This is a genomic window from Paenibacillus massiliensis subsp. panacisoli DSM 21345 (assembly GCF_000426545.1).
Taxonomy (GTDB): Bacteria; Bacillota; Bacilli; order Paenibacillales; family Paenibacillaceae; genus Paenibacillus; species Paenibacillus panacisoli.
Window position 1 is genome coordinate 447,548 of sequence record NZ_KE384534.1, and the last position, 19,135, is coordinate 466,682.

The following is a 19,135-nucleotide window of genomic DNA, read 5'->3' on the forward strand; positions in this document are numbered from 1 at the left end:
ATTCCCATGTCGGGCTGCCAGAGATAGGGGTGATTGGTGCGAGCCTCTTCAGCTGTCGAATGTGGAGTTACCCCTTTGTAGCCGCAGCCTGGAACCCCGTCTTGTTCAGAGACGCTAGTATAGGCCGCCGACTCGTCCACGTTATCGGATGCCAATTAAGGACCTGAAGCTGCCCGCATTGATGTCTCGTCATTGCTGTGCGTCTGCTAATGGTCGAATTAGGGTGGAACCACGAGCACACACTCGTCCCTTGATACCGGGACGGGTGTTTTTTTGCATTCACATAACCAGCATACGTCCCGGACAAAAGAAAGCAAGAACGAGGAGGAAGCAGAAATGGCAGTAAGTATTCATTTGCCGGACGGCTCGGTCCGGGAGTATGCAGAGGACAGTCGTATTGAGGATGTGGCTGGATCGATCAGCAGTGGCCTGCGTAAGAACGCTGTGGCAGGCAAGCTGAATGGAAGGATCGTAGACTTGTCCACCAAGCTGATGGAAGGAGCACATATCGAGATTGTGACTCAGGACACAGCTGAAGGCCTTGAGGTCATACGGCACAGTACGGCGCATCTACTGGCACAAGCTGTTAGGCGTGTGTACGGCAGCAAGGAGGTGCAACTCGGTGTAGGTCCGGTTGTCGTAGATGGCTTTTATTATGATATGGATCTGAAGCATTCGCTCAATATCGAAGATCTGCACAGGATTGAGAAGGAAATGAAGCGGATAGCAGAGGAGAATCTTCCGATCGTGCGTAAAGAAGTCAGTCGTGAGGAAGCAATTAAGCTGTTTACAGAGCTGGGTGATCCTTATAAATTGGAGCTGATTCAGGATCTGCCTGAGGATAGCATCATCAGTCTGTATGAGCAAGGTGAGTTCGTGGACCTGTGCCGCGGACCGCATGTTCCTTCGACAGGCAGACTTAAAGTATTCAAGCTGATGAATGTAGCTGGCGCGTACTGGCGTGGAGATAGCAAGAACAAGATGCTGCAGCGAATATACGGAACAGCATTCGTGAAGAAAGTAGAGCTGGATGAACATCTGTACATTCTGGAGGAAGCGAAGAAGCGTGATCACCGCAAGCTTGGCAAGGAGCTGGGATTGTTCATGTTCTCGGAGGAGGCACCAGGGATGCCGTTCTATCTGCCGAACGGGATGATCGTGCGTACGGAGCTTGAGGATTTCGCTCGCCAGGTTCAGCGTAAGCTGGATTATGAGGAGGTGCGGACACCTCTGATGATGAATAACCGGATCTGGGAGCAGTCGGGCCACTGGGATCATTATAAGGATAATATGTACTTCACAAATGTGGACGACACAACATACGCGCTCAAGCCCATGAATTGTCCGGGCCACATGCTGATCTATAAGGACCGCCGTCATTCCTATCGTGAGCTGCCGATCCGGCTGTCGGAATTCGGTCAGGTACATCGTCATGAATTCTCTGGTGCACTTGGCGGAATGACACGGGTGCGCACCTTCTGTCAGGACGATGCCCATCTGTTCGTCCTGCCGGAGCAGATCGAAGAGGAGATTGGACGCGTCATTGATCTGATTGATTACATGTATGGCGTATTCGGCTTCTCCTATGAGATTGAATTGTCCACACGTCCAGAGGATTCCATGGGCTCGGAAGAGCTCTGGACGCAGGCCGAGCAGTCCCTACGGAGCGTGCTGGAGAAACGTGGCGTAGCTTACAAGCTCAATGAAGGTGACGGGGCCTTCTACGGACCCAAGATCGACTTCCATATCCAAGATGCGCTCAAGCGAAGCTGGCAATGTGGCACCATTCAGCTGGACTTCCAAATGCCGGAGAAGTTCGAGCTTAGCTACATTGGAGAGGATAATGGCAAGCATCGTCCTGTGGTGATCCACCGTGCGATCTACGGCTCTATAGACCGCTTCATCGGGATTCTGACGGAGCATTACGCAGGTGCTTTTCCGCTGTGGCTCGCGCCTGTCCAGGCAAGAATATTGCCGGTATCTGATCGGTACGTGGACTATGCATTGAGCGTCAAGCGCACACTCGCAGACGCGGGGCTCCGGGTCGAGCTCGACAGTCGGAATGAGAAGCTGGGCTACAAAATCCGGGAAGCCGGGCTGCACAAGGTCCCATATATGATCATCGTCGGAGAGAGTGAGATGAATGCGAGTCTGGTGTCTGTTCGGAAGAGAGGAACGGACGAGAACAGCGGTATGGATGCCAGTACGCTTATAGAGCAGCTGCAAGAGGAAGTGGCTACCAAGCGGTAGAGGGGGACATCCCTCTACTTTTTTTATTTCAATAAAGAATCAAAGTTATTTAGAAAAATAGCCCAAATTAGGGTTTGGTATTAATGATTTGGGATATTATTCCGATAACAATGAAATAACCTTGTCGGCCCTATACATCTCGAAGCTGTTAGGTAAGAACGGACATCATATGCGCAGCTTAGACAGCGATTACTATCCCGAATCATTCATCGGGACGGTTTCGCTGTCTTTTTTGTAACTGAATACCGCTTGGTAGGTATGGAGGAAGTGGCAAGGGTAGAAGAAGAGTATATATGGTGGAAGAGGTGTGTACATGCCCCCATTTATCGATGAGCAATTTCTTAGGATGATTCGGGAGGAAGAACAGCAGGAACAAAAACTGGCTCGAGAGAATCGACTTTCGATCCCGGAAGTAACGAGGGCAGTTCTTGCTGGTGAACTGGAGCTTGAGGAGGAAAGCATTGAGTTTACCATAGCAGAAGTGATTCCAGGGCACATAAGCTTGCGTTTACCAAAGTCTTTTACCGAAATGCCAGAAGCTTATGTCAAAATCAAATACCCGTCAGAACGGCGCCCCAAGCTGATTTACACCAATGGTACCTTAACGGTTAATGTTACGGTCAATCCTACGGACAATCGACTGTATGATGACGAAATGCAGGTCTATCAAACGGAATTGCTTAAGATGCTGAAACGCATGCAACCGAATGCCTCTTGGTTATCCGACGGAGTATCTGAACTTCGCGAAGTTGAAACGAAAGCGCATCTCTCTCAGGAGCAGTCTGAGATGACGGAACAGAAGAGAAAGAAAAGTATGGGCTATTATGAATTTGTCTCCCCAGCAATGGACGGCAATATGTATAACTTAACTTTCTTTATGTCTTGGGAAGAAAAAGGGCTTTTTTTAGGGGTGAATTGCATGGAGAAAGAAATGCAGTTATGGCGTCCGATCGCTCACGGCATCATGTCATCCTTGCAGGTGATAGGCCCAGAACATATAGAGGAGGGATAAAGTATGGAACAGGCGTTGAATTCGTACATTGTGATCGAGCCGTTTGAACTGGAGCGGTTGCAGGAGTTGAAGATCGACAAGAGAATGAACGAGCATGTAAAGCTGACATTTAAAGGGATCGTTCCTGAGAGCCGCAAAGACAGTTATGTGCAAATGGCCGATGCGCAGACAGAGATTGTGGCCAAAGAAGTCGATGAGCAAGGCAAGAAGGTGACGCTGTTCCACGGCATGATTCTGGATGTAGAAATACAAATGGTGCAAGGGGTCTATTTCATATCTGTGGAAGCTGTGTCAAACACCTACAAATTGGACTTACAGCCAGTGGATCGCTCTTTTCAGCAAATTGGTCTGGCCTATCGGTCATTGATGAATCAAGTCATCAGTACGTACCCCCATGCGGACTTGATTGATTACGCTTCCAATGAATCTTCGCTGGAAAGTATGATTCTACAATATCAGGAAACGGATTGGCAGCTACTCAAACGGTTGGCTTCGCATTTTCATACAGGAATTGTTCCCACTGCCATGGATGAGCGGATTTTGTGTTATGCAGGTCTACCGCAGCTTGGAAGCAAGGGCAGATTGACCGTGCACAATTACCGCGTTCAAAAAAGAATGGACCTATATCAGCAGGCATTGCGCGCCCGTATTCCGAATGTGCTGGAGCATGATTTTGTGTTCTATGAGGTGGAGTCACGGCAGGTACTGGATATCGGACATGAGGTGGAATTTAATGGGAAAAATTTGCTTGTGAGCCAGAGTGTATTGCTTCTGGAGCAAGGGGTCATTAAACGGAGATATACGTTGGCCAGAGCAGGTGGCTTAGTGATTCCGAAGCAGTATAACATAACGATCGTTGGCGCTTCGGTGCAGGGGACAGTTCTAGCTGTAAGCAAGGATACTGTTAAGGTACATCTTAATATGGACACCAATCAGGAGGAAGGAACGGCTTGCTGGTTGCCATACTCTACGATTTACGCGACTGCAGATAATGCAGGATGGTATTTCATGCCAGAGCAGGGGGACAATGTGCGGATTTATTTTCCGACGCATGAGGAGAAGGACGCCTTTGCCACCAGTTCAGTGGCGAAATCGGGAGGAGCAAGCGCAGGAGGAGCTTCGGGGAGCGGCACGGCATCGGGTTCTGGTGCAGGCGCGGGGGCTGGAGGGGCCAGCAGTGCAGCTGGTGCGAACGGAGGTGATCCGATGCAGGACCCAGAAGTCAAAACACTCAAGACGAAGAATGGAAAAATGATTGTGCTGGCGCCGGATTACGTTCTGATCTCTGGGGAAGGCGTCTCGATTCTGCTGGAGGATGAGAATGGAATCACGCTGACAAGCAGCAAGGATATTAAAGTAACCGCGACGGAAAATGTGATTCTGCAGTCGAAGAACATTACGCTTACAGCAAGTGAGAAGGTGGAGATGAGCTGTAAGGACAGCTCGCTTGTAATTGAAAGCGATGTCGTACTAAAAGGTAGTCAGGTGCGAAACAACTAAGATAGAGGTGACGAGCTTGACGGAATCGGTAGAATGGGAGATTTCTCAACTGCAGGAAACGCTGCTGCTCAAAATCGATGAGTATTGGCGTAACGGAATGATGGAGTCGCATTCCGCTGAACTGATTGAAGCATTTCGTCGGCTTTGTCTGCGGATTAGTGAGCAGCAGGCAAGCGGGAAGAAAGCAGCGATTGCTTATATTCATTTTTCTTATCTAAGGTCCTGGATAATGCAAGAGAAATTAATATACAGCCTGGAAGCTTATGATGACCGCTGGTACATTGATCGGAACGAATGTATGGAGCTGGTTGAACTGCCGCAGTTGAATACTTTTTTGCGGGGCTTCCAACAAGAGCTTCGTAAGAAACTGTTCAGAGTAGTGTCAGAGCTGGAGCAAGATGCAATCTTGCTTCGGGAGATCACTGTTCTTCATCAATATGTGAAGGAGTGGATTCGGCGGATTGTGCCGCAGTTGATAGCTCTACCGGAGTTTCGATTGCTAGAACGAACAGACGTGCTCAGATTGCTAACTGGGGAGTATAAGGACTTTAGCGAACAGATTTGGGTGGAAGACGGAGTGGAGAAGGATTCAGAATCCCTGAAGCGATGGCTGGAACAAAAATTACCTAATGTCTACATGAATAGTGATTTTCGTGGGCTAAATTTGAGCGGAGGGCATTACGAGGAAATCGATTTGCGCTACAGCCATTGCACTGGGAGCAATTTCCGAGATTCAAGTTTGCAAGGGAGCGTCTGTATCGGAACTGATTTTAGCTGCAGTATCTTGAGTGGGGCCGATCTAAGTCAAAGTTTGCTGTATGATGCTGATTTTAGCGGGAGCGATCTGCGTGGTGCCCGATTGACGGAAGCCGTTGGTAGCGAGCGGTTTATCCACGAGAGAATGGTGCTGGGTTTTGGTGGCGTCCGCTTTAATAACGCTAATCTGGAAGGAGCCAATCTATTATATGCCGATTTAGCTGGGGCTGATTTCCGTGGAGCAAATCTATCCAAAGCTATGATCATGCAAAAGGATGCCTTAAATTGGCGACTTAGTGAGGAGCAGAAGAGTAGCGCCGTCTGGATGGTAGAAGACGACAATGGTGCTCTCGTACCAGCTAAAGATTAAGAAGGGAAGCAGTTGCTATGCATTATTTTGTACTGGAGCAGGATGAACGGAGCAAGCCGTCGTTAGTCATTAACGCCAGCGCTAACGATGTGCTGGAAGGAAGCAGCTTGTACGTCCGAGAGGAATTGGAGGTTGTATTTATCGATTTTGTCGAGGAACCGCAGCCAATAGTATCCAATCGGATGAAGCAACTATTGGAATTGTATGAATCCAGATTGGCTTGGACGCCCGTTGTTTTGACAGCTAAAGAGGCCAAACGGCAGGAATTGTACTGGTATTTACAGCCGAGTGAACGGGAGGTGTTATCGGATAAAAGCAAGTGTGATCGACTCGGTAATGTGACCACGGTTGTGCTAGACGGTAATAGGCTTCAGCAGGAACGGCTATTTTGCGCGGGAGGACGTATCATCATCCAATTGGACGTAGCTGAAAGCCTGCTGCGCAGGGCTTACACGGGAATGCGGTTGATACCGGTCGAAGTGGACCATCGATCTAGCAATTAAGGAGCTGAAGGAGGCTAAATGATGGTATCTGCAAAAAGAGCAAACACTGTCGTTCAGGAAGGGGCTAGCGAGGAGTTCAGTTATGTGGTACGGGGAGCGATGCTACGCTGCGGGTGTGGTAGCTTCCCAAATATGCTGAATTTACCAACATGTCACGGTATGTATATAAAAGGCCAGCCGTTGATGAATGTGGCAGACAGTAAGGCTGGCGATAATATATCAACCTTCGGAGTATGCGTGGCACGAGACAAGCCGTGTGAGCCAGAGGTGAATATGGAGTGGGTGAACGGCAAGCCGGACCTCCTGGTCGAAGGTAAGCCCGCGCTCCTGAGCTGCTCTTACGTCAATTGTATTCATCATGAGAATGGGATTATTTATGTGGAAGACGACGGTCAGAAATAATGGGAAGGAGGAGCGAAATGCTGGATCAAAAAGAGCGAAAGCATGAGAGTCTGACGCTTCAGGATATTTACCTAAAATGGCCTTACGGCCAGATTCGACTTGAACGAATCAAGATCATTCGCCATCCGGGTAATCACGCGCAGTTACTACTGCGGGGGCTCCTTCCGAAACATAATGGCGAGCAGATCGTCGAGCAGGCGAGCGGCGGTGATCAGGTCGGATTATGGGCATATGGTCTGGGCGAAGATCAGGACTATCCGCTGTTCCTCGGGCAGCTTCATCAGTTGGACCTCCATGAAGTACAAAATAATCAATATGTTGAACTGGTCGTGATCTCGTATACATATCAAATGGATATTGAGCGCAAGAGCCGGTCATTTCAGCAGCTGAATATGCGTTATTCTGAAATCATCGATGAAGTGTTATCGCCTTATCGGCACCATCTTCAGGAAAATGCATTTGATACATCTAGGCAAATTGGTAAGCTGCTGCTGCAGTACGAAGAGACGGATTGGGAGTTTCTTCAGCGGATCGCTTCCCACGCAGGGGCCGTGTTAACTCCGGACGTCGCCGGTCATGAAGCGCGGATCTGGATCGGAGCACCGGTCGGATCAAGACGCTGGAAGCTGCCGGAAGGGACAGCCTACCGGCTCGGGCGGAAAGTGGATTCTTTCTTGACCGCGATCGCGGGGCCTTATGAAAATCTGCAGGAGAGTTCTTTTACCCGTTGTGTGATTGGGCTGGAGCAGTTAATGCAGTTGGGCGATCAGGTGGAACTCGGCGGGGTTTGGTATACGGTAATGGGAATAGAAGCGGAACTTCAAAAGGGAATCATGGAGTTTGAATATTTGTGTGCCCTTCCGGAAGGGGTTAGGCAGAACCAAAAATACAATTCGAACCTGGTAGGGCTCGCAGTAGAAGGTAAGGTCATCGGGGTTAAGCCGAATATGGCTAAGGTACATTTAGATATCGATCAGGAGCAGGATGAAGCGGGAGCTGTCTGGTTTCCTTATTCATCGCCATTCAGTCATTTGCTTCACACGATGCCCCAGGTCGGATCCAGGATAAAATTGTATTTTCCGGGACAAGACGAAGACGAAGCAATGCTGATCAATTCCGTACGCACGCCTCTGTCTGCCGGGGAAGAAGCGGCTGACAAAGCCAATCAGAAAATGGCTGATTCCACGGTAAAGTCGTTCACGACTAGCTATGGCAAAGATTTTGTATTGGGACAGCAGGACATTTCCTTTACGGCCAAGGAGGGCTCCTTGTTCCTGTCGATTCATGAAGACAAGGGGATTGAACTGCATAGTGAGCAGGATATCATCTGGATGGCACCAGAAGAGATTGATTTTAGCGGATTCAAACAGTTTCAGGCGATAGCTGACGAGGAGATCATCGTCGTCGGCAAGGGCGGCAGCATAATCATTAACGACAATGTGGAGACGTCTGGTGAGGTCATTGTTGCTGAAGGTCGGGATCGGCAGTCGTATGCGAAGCTGACCAATCCAGAAGCTGAGCAGGCGAAGATTGATAAAGAAAAGGAGGGGTTCTGGGATAAGATCCAGACAGGGCTTGACGTGCTTGGTATGCTTCCTGGGGTGGGTGCCGTATTTGACGTAATCAATGCGGGGATCAGCTTAGGACGAGGTGATTTTCTCGGAGCGGGACTATCGCTTGTATGCATGATACCTGGGGTCGGGGATGCCTTCGGAGCTGCCCGTCTGGCTGGTAAAGCTGCCAAAAAGGTCGGCAAAGCTGTTATGAAGTACGGTGGGGAGAAAGTGCTGAAGCTAGGCAAAAGCCAATTGGACAAGGTGCTCACGGCTGCAAAGAAGGTCATGGGGCAGACCGACCTCATTCGGAAGCAACTTGCAGAGAAGCTGGCGAAAACGCAGGCCGAGCTGGCGGAGAGAACGGGCAAGCTATTGCAAGCGGCGGCGAAGAAAACGGGCGCGGATAAATTGATGTCAGCTTTCAATCGCAAGGTACTGGATAAATTTAATTGTACAAAAAAGCTTAAGGATAAATTCTGTAAATGGGGCTTTGAACCGGTTGAGCTCATTACTGGGTTGATGATGAGTCAAGCAACAGATTTTGAATTCCCGGGTCCGCTACCGTTGGTCTGGGAGCGTCGATGGATCAGTGACAGTCGTTTCAGGGGATGGCTTGGCCATGGTGTGCATCATTCGCTGGATATGCGCTTAACGGTCATGAATGAAGGGATTGGGGTACTGCTTGATGATGGCCGGGCTGCGGCGTTTGAATTATTGCATCGTGGCCGCATGGAGACCTTTAACCGCTCCGAGCGGTTGACGCTGCGTCGAATGGGACTCAACTATGCGTTGTTCGAGCATGAGCGACGACTGACGTATTATTTTGCACCTGTGATCGGGAGCGAGGATCGGGGGGAACTTGATTCGTTAACTGAGGCCTCCATGCCGTACCAGTTGGTGAGCGTGGAAAATGAGCTCGGCCAGCGTATTGAACTGCATTATGACGAGCAGGGCTATTTGCAGCAGGTCATCGACAGCGTGGGACGGATACTTGAGATTAGTACGGATGCTACGGGACGAATTGCGAAAGTAACCCACGTGTATCGCACAAATCCAGATAGCCCGCTTAGCGAGCAACGTGAAGTACTGGTGCAGTACCAATATAACGAATCTGGTGACTTGATTGCCGTTACGGATGCACTGGGACAGACTACTTCTATAGCCTATGAGCAGCATCTGATGATTGAGAAGAAAGATCGCCATGGGTATAGCTTCTACTGGCGTTATGACGGTCCGACCACAGGAGCGCGCTGTGTACATACATGGGGCGAGGATGGACTGCTGGAAGGACACATTGCTTATTTCGACGGATACAACGAGGTGACGAACAGTCAGGGGCATACGACGACTTATGAATATACTCCTGAATTCTACTGCACGGCGATCACGAACCCGTTAGGCGATCGATACGAATATACCTATAGTGATACGGCTGATTTACTGTGCGCAAAGGACGCTGAGGGGCGTACTACGCAGTACATGTATGACGAGTTAGGCGAACTCGTGCAGATCATTCAGCCAGATGGTAGCAGTTGGAACTACGCCTACAGCGAGCAGGGGCAATTAATGAAAGTGACCGATCCGGAAGGTGGGAGCGAGTCTTGGGAGTATGACAAGCGAGGGAGATTAAGCAAGACGATCCGTTCTGATGGAGCCACAGCGACGTTCATATATGATGAACACCAGCGGCTGTGTGAACTGATAAATCCGTTGGGTGCGGTGACGACACTGACTTATGACGATCATCACAATTTGACCCGGATGATGATGCCGGATGGATCGAGTGCAGAGTGGGCCTATAATCACCGGGGAGAATGCCTCGAAACAACGAGTCCGCTGGGTGCGAAGCAGTATTTTACCTATGATGCGCTGGGTCGAGTGGTCCGTGCTGAACTGCCAGATGGCAATGTCGTGAAGCTGAAGTATAATGCATACGAAGAAGTCATCGCCGCGGAGGATTCACAGCAGCGCGTTACATTCGGGTATAGCCCGCTTGGTCAAATGACTTGGCGTGAAGCTAAGGGCAGAAGAGTTGAGTTGGTATATAACAACGAGGAAGAGCTAACGACAGTCGTGAACGAGCATGGAGAACGGTATGTCCTGGAGCGCGATGAGAACGGCCAAATCGTTCGGGAAACGGGGTTTGACGGCATTGTCAGACAATATGTGCGTAGCCCTGGAGGGTTACTGGAAAGGATGGAGCGTCCCGGTGGCCGCTGGACGTCGTTCAGCTACGATGAAATGGGCCGGGTGACACAAACAGCTTATAGTGATGGTCTGGCCGAAACGTTCAAGTACAACCGGATCGGGGAATTGCTGGAGACCACCAATCCCTTTGCGACGGTCAAGCTGGAGTATGATGGGGCGGGGCGTCTAATCAAGGAATGGCGGGACAAATATTTCGTCGCGAGTGGTTATGATGAACTCGGTAATCGGCTGGAAGTAAGTAGTAGCTTGGGCGCACAGATTAAGATGGACCGGGATGTGCTGGGCCAGATTAGTCAGTTACAGGCCGAGCAAGTGTGGCAGGGGCAGGGTAAGGGCAGTAATGAAACATCTTCCACGGCATCTAACAAGCCATGGACTGCGCAAATGACCTACAACAAGCTGGGACAAGAGATTGAGAGACTACTTCCGGGTGGTGCAGTAAGTCAGTGGCAATATGATATCGTCGGAAGACCGGAACAGCACAGGGTGAACACTGGCGGTCGAGAAAGTCGGAAAAGAAGGTACAGCTGGGGTATGAATTACCGTCTGAAATCACTGACGAACGAATTGACAGACAAGACGATTCGCTTTAACTATGATGACTTCGGCACTTTGGTCGGGGCAAGTAACGATTTCGGGAAGATCTTCCGTATGGCGGACGAAGTCGGGAACCTGTACAGCAGCGGCCAGCGTACGGACCGGAAATATGGTGAAGGCGGGCGCTTGCTCGAATTCGAGGAAGCGACGTACAGCTATGATGAGGAAGGCCAACTGATCGAAAAGCTGGAGAAGGACGGCAGTTGCTGGAGCTATGAGTACTACGGCAATGGCATGATGAGCAAGGTTGTACGTCCAGATGGTCAGGAAGTGCTATTCACCTATGACAGTCTAGGACGTCGAATTGAGAAGCACTTCAACGGCGTAGTATACTGTTATATATGGGATGGGAACCAGATTTTGCATGAGTGGACAGCAGACAGCAAGCAAGACGAGCAAGATGGAATGCCTGAAGCTGGCTTAGCTGCACCTCAAGGAGCAGCAGAAAAATTCAGATCACTGCTGTCTCAACCTGCTGCAGGAGAACCAGACCCTGTAAAACTGACGACTTGGGTATTTGAAGACGGGACATTCCGTCCAGCCGCCAAAATTACGACCGATGGTACGTATAGCATCATCACTGATCACCTGGGCACACCGGTAGAAATGTACAACGAACAAGGGGAACGCGTATGGGCTTGTGAGCTGGACATTTACGGTAACGTCCAATCTATTCATCTCCAGGGTAAACGATCTGATTGTCCGTTCCGTTACCCAGGGCAGTATGAGGATGAGGAGACAGGTCTGTATTACAACCGTTTCCGCTACTACTCACCGCATGAGGGGATGTATACGCAGCAGGACCCAATAGGGCTTAATGGCGGTTTAGTGCTATACGGGTATGTAAGTGATCCGAATGCTTGGGCGGATCCGTTTGGTTGGATTAAAGCCCCTGCTTTACTGCCCAATAAACCGGGAGTATACATTTTATCCAGTGAATCAGCCAAGCTTGCTTATGTAGGGAGTGGAGTTGATATGAACACTCGGGTATCACAATTAAAACATACGAAAGCACAAAAGTTATTAGGTATGGCTGACGTTATAGTTGAATATGTAGAGGTTAACTTAGGTGATGCAAAAAAATGGCCTAACCAGAATCATATTCTTAGACATTTTGAGCAGATTGAGTATGATAATTTAAGATTCAATGAGAATTATGACTATACAATGATGAACGATAACAGGCCAGAGGCGATAAAGAAAAAAGCAAAAAACATGGCTGAAGTTAAAAAGTTCGGAGCATCATCAAATCCAAAAGTGAGGTGTAAAGGGTGAGTGTTGATTACATGGATATAAGAAAACGTTACTTGCGTCCAGAAGGAATAACAGTAGTAGTAGGGGAAGAGAAGAAGCAAGAAGATAAAATTATCTATATAACGAAGGATGAGTTATATAGACTAGTAGATGAACTAACTCCTTCTAAAATTGTAATAGATAAGGGAATAGGCCTAGAAAGTAAGGAATTGCTCAATATTATTTCAACTAAAAAATCACTAAAATTTATTCGCATGCCTAATGACTACTTACCTTTGACAAATTTACCTTCTGATGATGTAAATGCACTGTGGATCAATCCATTTTGTGACAAAGAACTATTTAACGGATACCAAGAATATAGTTGGGATTTAGAACACGTAATGCCGAATGTAGAGTTCTTTAGTTTTATGGATGGTGACGGAAGGTACGATTTAGCTGGAGTTACATCGAAAGCATTTCCGAATCTGAAGTGGATCGAATGTATGCTGGATAAAAAGGGAAGGACGTTGGAAACGCTCCAAAATTTTTCTAACCTATCTTCTGTCTACCTGCATGAGGTTTGGAATCATCGGATATTTTCAGCCCTAAAAGAACATCAGATAAAGAGATTTAGGTTAGAGGGGTTTACACGTGGATTTTCATTCGAAGATATTACGAATTTCACAGAGGTAGAGGTGTTAAAGGTCAACGGATATCGTGAGCATTTTGATATGCAATTGTTAGCTAAGCTTCCGATTAAAGAGATTAGCTTTATTAGTTGTATTCGAATGGAGCACGTTGATGTCCTATTGCAGATTCCTACTTTAGAAAGATTAACCATAATAGATTGTAAAAAGCCACTAACCCAAGAAATGAAAGAGGTTCTTAAAGAAAAATTATTAGTGGCTGATGTGGACTTCCAGTAATTTGCATGTAACATGCTCAGCTACCTTTGCTTTGGCTAATGAGTGTGAACTTGTTTTCAATCATATTGGAGGCTGGGATATTGGAGAAATTGCTATGGGAAATAATTGAGGACTCAAAACAAAATAAAGCATTTTTGAAAAGTGAGGTTCAGTTCGAGACTCTTAAGAGGAGGTTATCCCAGTATGGGGAGCAGACAAATAAAGAGTTGATGGATGAGTTTCATAAATTGTGGGAAAAACTGAGGTTATCGGATGAGTTTGAAAGGCTTCATGAAGAAGAGGGCGGCATAATCAGTGACGATTGGAGCTATGAGCAGTTCTATATGGATTTTGGAAGCTGGATTGTTGCGCAAGGGAAAGATCTGTATTATATGTTTTTTAGAGAAGGTCACGAAGCGGTTCTTTCCTACATTGAAGAGCGTGGTGTTACGGAAGAAGACTATATGTTTGAAAGTATGATGTACGCTTTTAAAGGTGATTAAATTGTTCTATATACCTTGATTGGCTACGGTCTAATCAAGGTTCTTTTTGTATAAGCTTCCCCTAACTTGGCTGAGGAGGAGGCCTTCTGAGCTTTATTTTAAAGGCAAAAATATGAGCATGCTTGAAGCATTGGAGGATTGGAACTCAAAAGGTAATACTCATGTATTAAGCCAAGAACTAAAAGCTGCCTCAATGTGTCCAAGCTAGGAGGATGTATGGAAATAAATGATATTTTAAAAGTGAAAAGATATGAAGAGCTACATATCTTCTTATCTAATTTTTTATTTCTTACCGAGACTAAGGTTCAGGAATTCTTGAAAAAAAATGATTTATTGCGAGCATTGGTAAAAAAGGAACTGCAAGTTGGGCACATTTCAAAAGCAAAGCTTGTACGAGGTGATAAGAAAATAAGCCTTGTATCATACTCTTTGAGCTACACTTTTTTTAACGATATAGAAGATGAGGTTGGTCAGCGTCCAAATGACGTTGAATTGGGTATTTTAATTCACTTTAATGATTTGAATGATATTACTTTTACTAGAGATATTGTTTCGGAGTTTGGGGATGTGGATTATGCAGATTTTAAGTTTGAGGAATTAACAAGTGTGATAGAAAAAGAAATACTTGATATGGATCAAGTGTATCTTCAAGTAATGCAGAATTTTTTCGAAAAAAGATTAAACATTGATCTAACATAAAACAGATTTACGCTACAACATTGGTTTCTATATCATACAGCAAACAAATGGGCAAAAGGAGCAAGTGAGGTTTTAGTGGTACTTATTATCACAAAGCCTTTGTGTTCTATTGTATAGAGATTATGAGATTAATAATCGAAACAATTTCGCGTGTGGAATTCTGCAACTCATGGCCGGAGGTTTATACACAGGAAAGTTATAGGTATTTTATAGTAGAAAGAATTGAGAAACTAAAATTACTCAAGAAGGATTTTATAATGTCATTGTAAGCGAATATTTACATTTTTAGGAGATGATTTCATAGATTTAACTTAATCAAAAGAGTAGCGTAAATCCTCGGAAAATGGATTGTACAGCTACTCTTTTCTTTATAAGACGAAGTCGGGAACCTGTACAGTAGTGGTCAGCGTACGGACCGGAAATATGGCGAAGGCGGGCGATTGCTCGAATTCGAGGAAGCAACGTACAGCTATGATGAGCAAGGTTGTACGTCCAGACGGTCAGGAAGTGCTATTCACCTATGACAGTCTAGGACGCGACCGGGCAGCAGCAGACAGCAAGCAAGACGAGCAAGATGGAATGCCTGAAGCTGGCTTAGCTGCACCTCAAGGAGCAGCGGAAAAATTCAGATCACTGCTGTCTCAAGCTGCTGCAGGAGAACCTGACTCTGCGAATCTGACGACTTGGGTATTTGAAGATAGGACATTCCGTCCAGCCGCCAAAATTACGACCGATGGTACGTATAGCATCATCACTGATCACCTGGGCACACCGGTAGAAATGTACAACGAACAAGGGGAACGCGTATGGGCTTGTGAGCTGGACATTTACGGTAACGTCCAATCTATTCATCTCCAGGGTAAACGATCTGATTGTCCGTTCCGTTACCCGGGGCAGTATGAGGATGAGGAGACAGGTCTGTATTACAACCGTTTCCGCTACTACTCACCGCATGAGGGGATGTATACGCAGCAAGACCCGATAGGGATGGCGGGGAATAACCCTACGTTGTATGGGTATGTGAGTGATCCGAATCGAAATGTTGATGTATTCGGCCTATACTCTGATTTATTAGATACTGGAATGGGGCATCATCTAATGCCAAGATCTATAGCGAAGGCACTAGGTATTTCTGAATTGAGTCAAATTAATTCAATTGCATGGTACCCGAACAAGGGAATTGGAACAGCAGATCTCCATAAACAATTGCATAGAAATCTTATTGATGCAGGTGTTCCATACCATGGTTCCAAATTTACGGGAACTGCTGATGAATTTTTTAACAAAGCAATGAAGGCATATGCAGATATTGATGTTAAAGGATATATGAAAATTCCATTTACACATGAACATTTGTTTAAGAATTTAACTCCTTCAGAAGCATTGGACAAGCTAAGAGAACTGAACACGCAAGGAACAATCCCTTGCAGTAAATAATAAGGAGCTGGGGTAATGGATAAAGTTTTAACAGCCACAAGCTATGGAGTTAGTGTATTTTCTCTTGATGTTTTTCAAGAGTTTTTAAAATATGAAAAAGTGAGAACAAAAAAGGTGTTGAAAAACTTTCAAGATAATCATGATCGTTATTTACAGTCTCTTAGAGAGGGGGTTTGGATTCCTTTTGTGCCTATAGATGCAATAGATTATTTGATAAAGTTGGAGAACAATGGAGAGTTTTTTAATGATGAGTGGAAAAAAGTATTTGAGCATGTAGATTTCAATATACAAATCAAAGATTACCTGTGGATAGCGGGTTTAGGAGTATTTCTGGATTTTAATAAGGAAAGATTTAACGAGGATGTAATCAAATCTAAAACCTTTGATGGAGAGCCTATATATTATGGATTTAGATACAACTTTAAAAGCGGAAAATATTTACTTAAGATTTCGGGATACACTCGTAAAGAGAAATTAGAATACCCTAATGCAAACTATGGATTTTCATTCTCGCTTGTTGAAACTAATGAATTTGTTGGCTCAAATGATCCACGAGAAGATGAGATATATAATTTTAATGTAGCTGATATGTAAATAGTAAGATGGGTTGTTGCAGTGTCATCTGAATCGTTTCCATGCTAGAGAGAACTATAAAGGAACAACGAAGATTTACCATTGAGGAAGTTGTTGAGCGGTTAAGGAATGAACTGGGAGAAGAAGTTGAACTCTTTTACTAATCGGTAAATTTGACATGTGGAAGGGCCTATTCAGCATAGGATAGGCCTGTTTTCTTTTTATATGTCGATAGAAGATACATAATTTCTTCGATTACGTAAATTCAAAAGTTACCTCAAGCCTAAGGCATATGCATCTGTTCCATAACTTGGTATAATGTGATCTGTTAAAATGAATATATTATTGGCTGTTTTCTAACTCATAACTTTCCTTATGTTGATATAAGTTAACATCAGAAGGGTGGTTTACCTATGCAAATCACACCTACGATTCGGACAGAAATACAAGATTATTTGGAACAGCACAAAATGAACATGAGTCAGTTTGCTGCCAAATCCGGACTCAACGCGGGTACAGTAAGTGGTATTGTAATGAGCAACCGTGCCATTTCTGTACATCAACTGGATTGTGTTACACAGGCCATGGAGAAGCCAGAAGATTACTACTATACCCGATATGTTCAGGAATATATGCTGGAGGCATCTCTGGATTGGCGTAGAGTGAAGGCTTTTTTGCAACGCTGCACAGAATTGAACAGGCTCGATTGCATAGCTCAAGTTGTATCTGTTCTTATGGACAATGTGGCATATTATGTGCCACTGGTCTTTGAGCTGGCTGAGGAGTTTTTTGATCAGAAGCTTTATAGGGCTGCAGAAATACTTTACGAGAACGTTGCCAGTGGCGAAAGAAATCAGCATTCAGAACGTCTGGCCTTAAGCCAGTATAGATTGTTTACGATTCGTATTGGTGATGATCAATCTCTCAATCTCAGAGTTGCAACACTATTTGAGCCTTACGTGGAGCGTCTGGATGAAATTGATCAGTTGGATGCACTTAAGGATTTAGCCAACGTGTACAGATCGTTACATGAATGGGACAAAGTAAATGCTACGGCCATCAAGCTGAATCGTTTGGCAGAAATTCAATATGCTTTGGAATCTGTCACCAAAGAGCCACTTCGACCCTTATTTTTTTATGTTGCGTATAGCAATTTGTTAATGGGTGGCTTTTACCATGATCAAGGTAACTATGAATTGGCTCTAGAAAAAGCTAACCAGTATGCGAATCTGTCATGGGTACGAGAGACGGATGCTGATACTCTGCACTGGAAGGCTCTGTTCGTAGAATGGGCAAGAGCGAATATTCTGCTAGCCAGGCTAATGTCAGGTGAGACGCAGCTATTATCAGATTATGTTGAGTTTATCGAGACCAAGGAAATTGAAGTTACTCGTGGCCTATGGAATATAATGATCGTGGCAAACCGTTTTAAAGTGGATGTAGATCAGATTATAACCAAATACGAACAAGAGATCTCCAGTCTTTTGAAGCAGGATAAAAATGAAATATATAATCAGCAAAATACCGATGATCAACATATTGGCTTATTGTATGAACTGGCACACTACAGCTTAGTGCAAGAAAAATATGAAAAAGGCTATCTCCATTTGTTAAAAGGTTTGGAAAAGTCCACTATAATTAATAATGATAACTCTACTCTTCGATTTATGAGATTATTTGAACATTTCCGTGAATTTGCATCGGACGAAGCTAAGGTAGAGTATCACAATCTAGTCAGAATGGAGGCGACAGTATGAAGAAAATGCTCTCATTGATGTTCGTAAGTGGTCTGGTTGTCATGATGGTGACGAATTCCATTATTACGTTGACCAGCATTCATGGTGGTGGCTGACATTCATTTTTGATTGCTGAGAATATTCAATTTTCCAAGCATTTGTCTCAATTTAGTGCTATCATAAAATCTATAAAGGACTCTTGGCCAACTATGTTGGTGGGGTCCTTTTATGCTGTATATTTCAATTCGTTCTTATTAATCAAGTATAGAATTGAATTCCTCAGACCACAGACCTTGCTGCTTGACTTTTGGATAAGCCATCGGTTGTGCAATACAGAGGGATCATGTACTGTCTAAGCTAGGGGGAGGTGTATCATGAGTGAGCTTGAACGAGCAATTAAGCTTCGGGAAACGGGACAGCTGGAGCAGGCACAAGAGCTGCTGCTGCGGCTAACTACGGAATTCTCCACTGATCCTGCTGTATGGTATCAGTGCGCCTGGGTGCATGATGTGATGGAGCTGGAGCGGGAGGCTGTCCCGTATTACGAGCAGGCGTTGGCACTTGGATTGGATGGGGAGGATCGTAAGGGAGCATACCTTGGCTTGGGTAGCACCTACCGCACACTTGGCAGGTATAAGAAAGCCGCTGCTACGCTAAAACAGGCCATGTTCGAATACCCGGGGAATCGGGAATTTGAGGTGTTTTACGCCATGGTGCTGTATAATCTTGAGGATTATAAAGGAGCCATGGAACGTCTGCTGCGCCAGCTTGCAGAGACAAGCGAGGATGCAGGCATTCGAGCATACCGGAAGGCGATTCTGTATTACTCAGATAAGCTGGATGACAGATGGGATTAGGCGGGGTGTAGCCACTTCGAACGGGACTTTGACCT

The 19,135-nt window shown here is 45.8% G+C and carries 14 protein-coding genes; all 14 read left to right on the forward strand.

The genetic code is table 11. The features are described 5' to 3' along the window. Window positions 1-336: 336 nt before the first annotated feature. The gene (thrS, locus tag K331_RS0124510; RefSeq protein WP_028592318.1) at window positions 337-2,250 is read left to right on the forward strand and encodes a threonine--tRNA ligase; all 1,914 of its coding nucleotides are present in this window, start codon (window positions 337-339) and stop codon (window positions 2,248-2,250) included. 313 nt (window positions 2,251-2,563) lie between these two features. Then, entirely contained in the window at window positions 2,564-3,262 is a 699-nt protein-coding gene (locus K331_RS0124515) for a hypothetical protein (RefSeq protein ID WP_036635722.1), read from the forward strand. 3 nt (window positions 3,263-3,265) lie between these two features. Next, complete coding sequence (locus tag K331_RS0124520) at window positions 3,266-4,762, forward strand: phage baseplate assembly protein V (protein ID WP_028592320.1); 1,497 nt, start codon at window positions 3,266-3,268, stop codon at window positions 4,760-4,762. A gap of 16 nt (window positions 4,763-4,778) precedes the next feature. Further along, window positions 4,779-5,888, forward strand: a complete 1,110-nt coding sequence (locus K331_RS0124525; RefSeq protein WP_051290008.1) for a pentapeptide repeat-containing protein — start codon at window positions 4,779-4,781, stop codon at window positions 5,886-5,888. A gap of 17 nt (window positions 5,889-5,905) precedes the next feature. Next, complete coding sequence (locus K331_RS0124530) at window positions 5,906-6,391, forward strand: hypothetical protein (RefSeq protein WP_028592322.1); 486 nt, start codon at window positions 5,906-5,908, stop codon at window positions 6,389-6,391. 18 nt (window positions 6,392-6,409) lie between these two features. Beyond that, window positions 6,410-6,793 carry a DUF4280 domain-containing protein gene (locus tag K331_RS0124535; RefSeq protein WP_036635724.1) on the forward strand — a complete coding sequence of 128 codons (384 nt, stop codon included), beginning with the start codon at window positions 6,410-6,412 and terminating at the stop codon, window positions 6,791-6,793. 17 nt (window positions 6,794-6,810) lie between these two features. Next, window positions 6,811-12,429, forward strand: a complete 5,619-nt coding sequence (locus K331_RS30455; RefSeq protein WP_051290009.1) for a DUF6531 domain-containing protein — start codon at window positions 6,811-6,813, stop codon at window positions 12,427-12,429. Continuing rightward, on the forward strand, window positions 12,426-13,316 hold the full coding sequence (locus K331_RS0124545; RefSeq protein ID WP_028592324.1) for a hypothetical protein: 891 nt from the start codon (window positions 12,426-12,428) through the stop codon (window positions 13,314-13,316). The genes K331_RS30455 and K331_RS0124545 overlap by 4 nt, the downstream gene beginning before the upstream one ends. Before the next feature lie 80 nt (window positions 13,317-13,396). After that, window positions 13,397-13,798, forward strand: coding sequence for a DUF4240 domain-containing protein (locus K331_RS0124550; RefSeq protein ID WP_028592325.1), 402 nt, complete (start codon window positions 13,397-13,399; stop codon window positions 13,796-13,798). Between the two features lie 216 nt (window positions 13,799-14,014). After that, entirely contained in the window at window positions 14,015-14,497 is a 483-nt protein-coding gene (locus K331_RS0124555; protein WP_028592326.1) for a hypothetical protein, read from the forward strand. 471 nt (window positions 14,498-14,968) lie between these two features. Then, on the forward strand, window positions 14,969-15,934 hold the full coding sequence (locus K331_RS0124560; RefSeq protein ID WP_028592327.1) for an RHS repeat domain-containing protein: 966 nt from the start codon (window positions 14,969-14,971) through the stop codon (window positions 15,932-15,934). Between the two features lie 15 nt (window positions 15,935-15,949). After that, the gene (locus K331_RS0124565; RefSeq protein WP_028592328.1) at window positions 15,950-16,528 is read left to right on the forward strand and encodes a hypothetical protein; all 579 of its coding nucleotides are present in this window, start codon (window positions 15,950-15,952) and stop codon (window positions 16,526-16,528) included. A gap of 392 nt (window positions 16,529-16,920) precedes the next feature. Further along, entirely contained in the window at window positions 16,921-18,264 is a 1,344-nt protein-coding gene (locus tag K331_RS0124570; RefSeq protein WP_028592329.1) for a hypothetical protein, read from the forward strand. Window positions 18,265-18,617: 353 nt separating this feature from the next. Continuing rightward, complete coding sequence (locus K331_RS0124580; protein ID WP_028592330.1) at window positions 18,618-19,100, forward strand: tetratricopeptide repeat protein; 483 nt, start codon at window positions 18,618-18,620, stop codon at window positions 19,098-19,100. Window positions 19,101-19,135 lie beyond the last annotated feature (35 nt).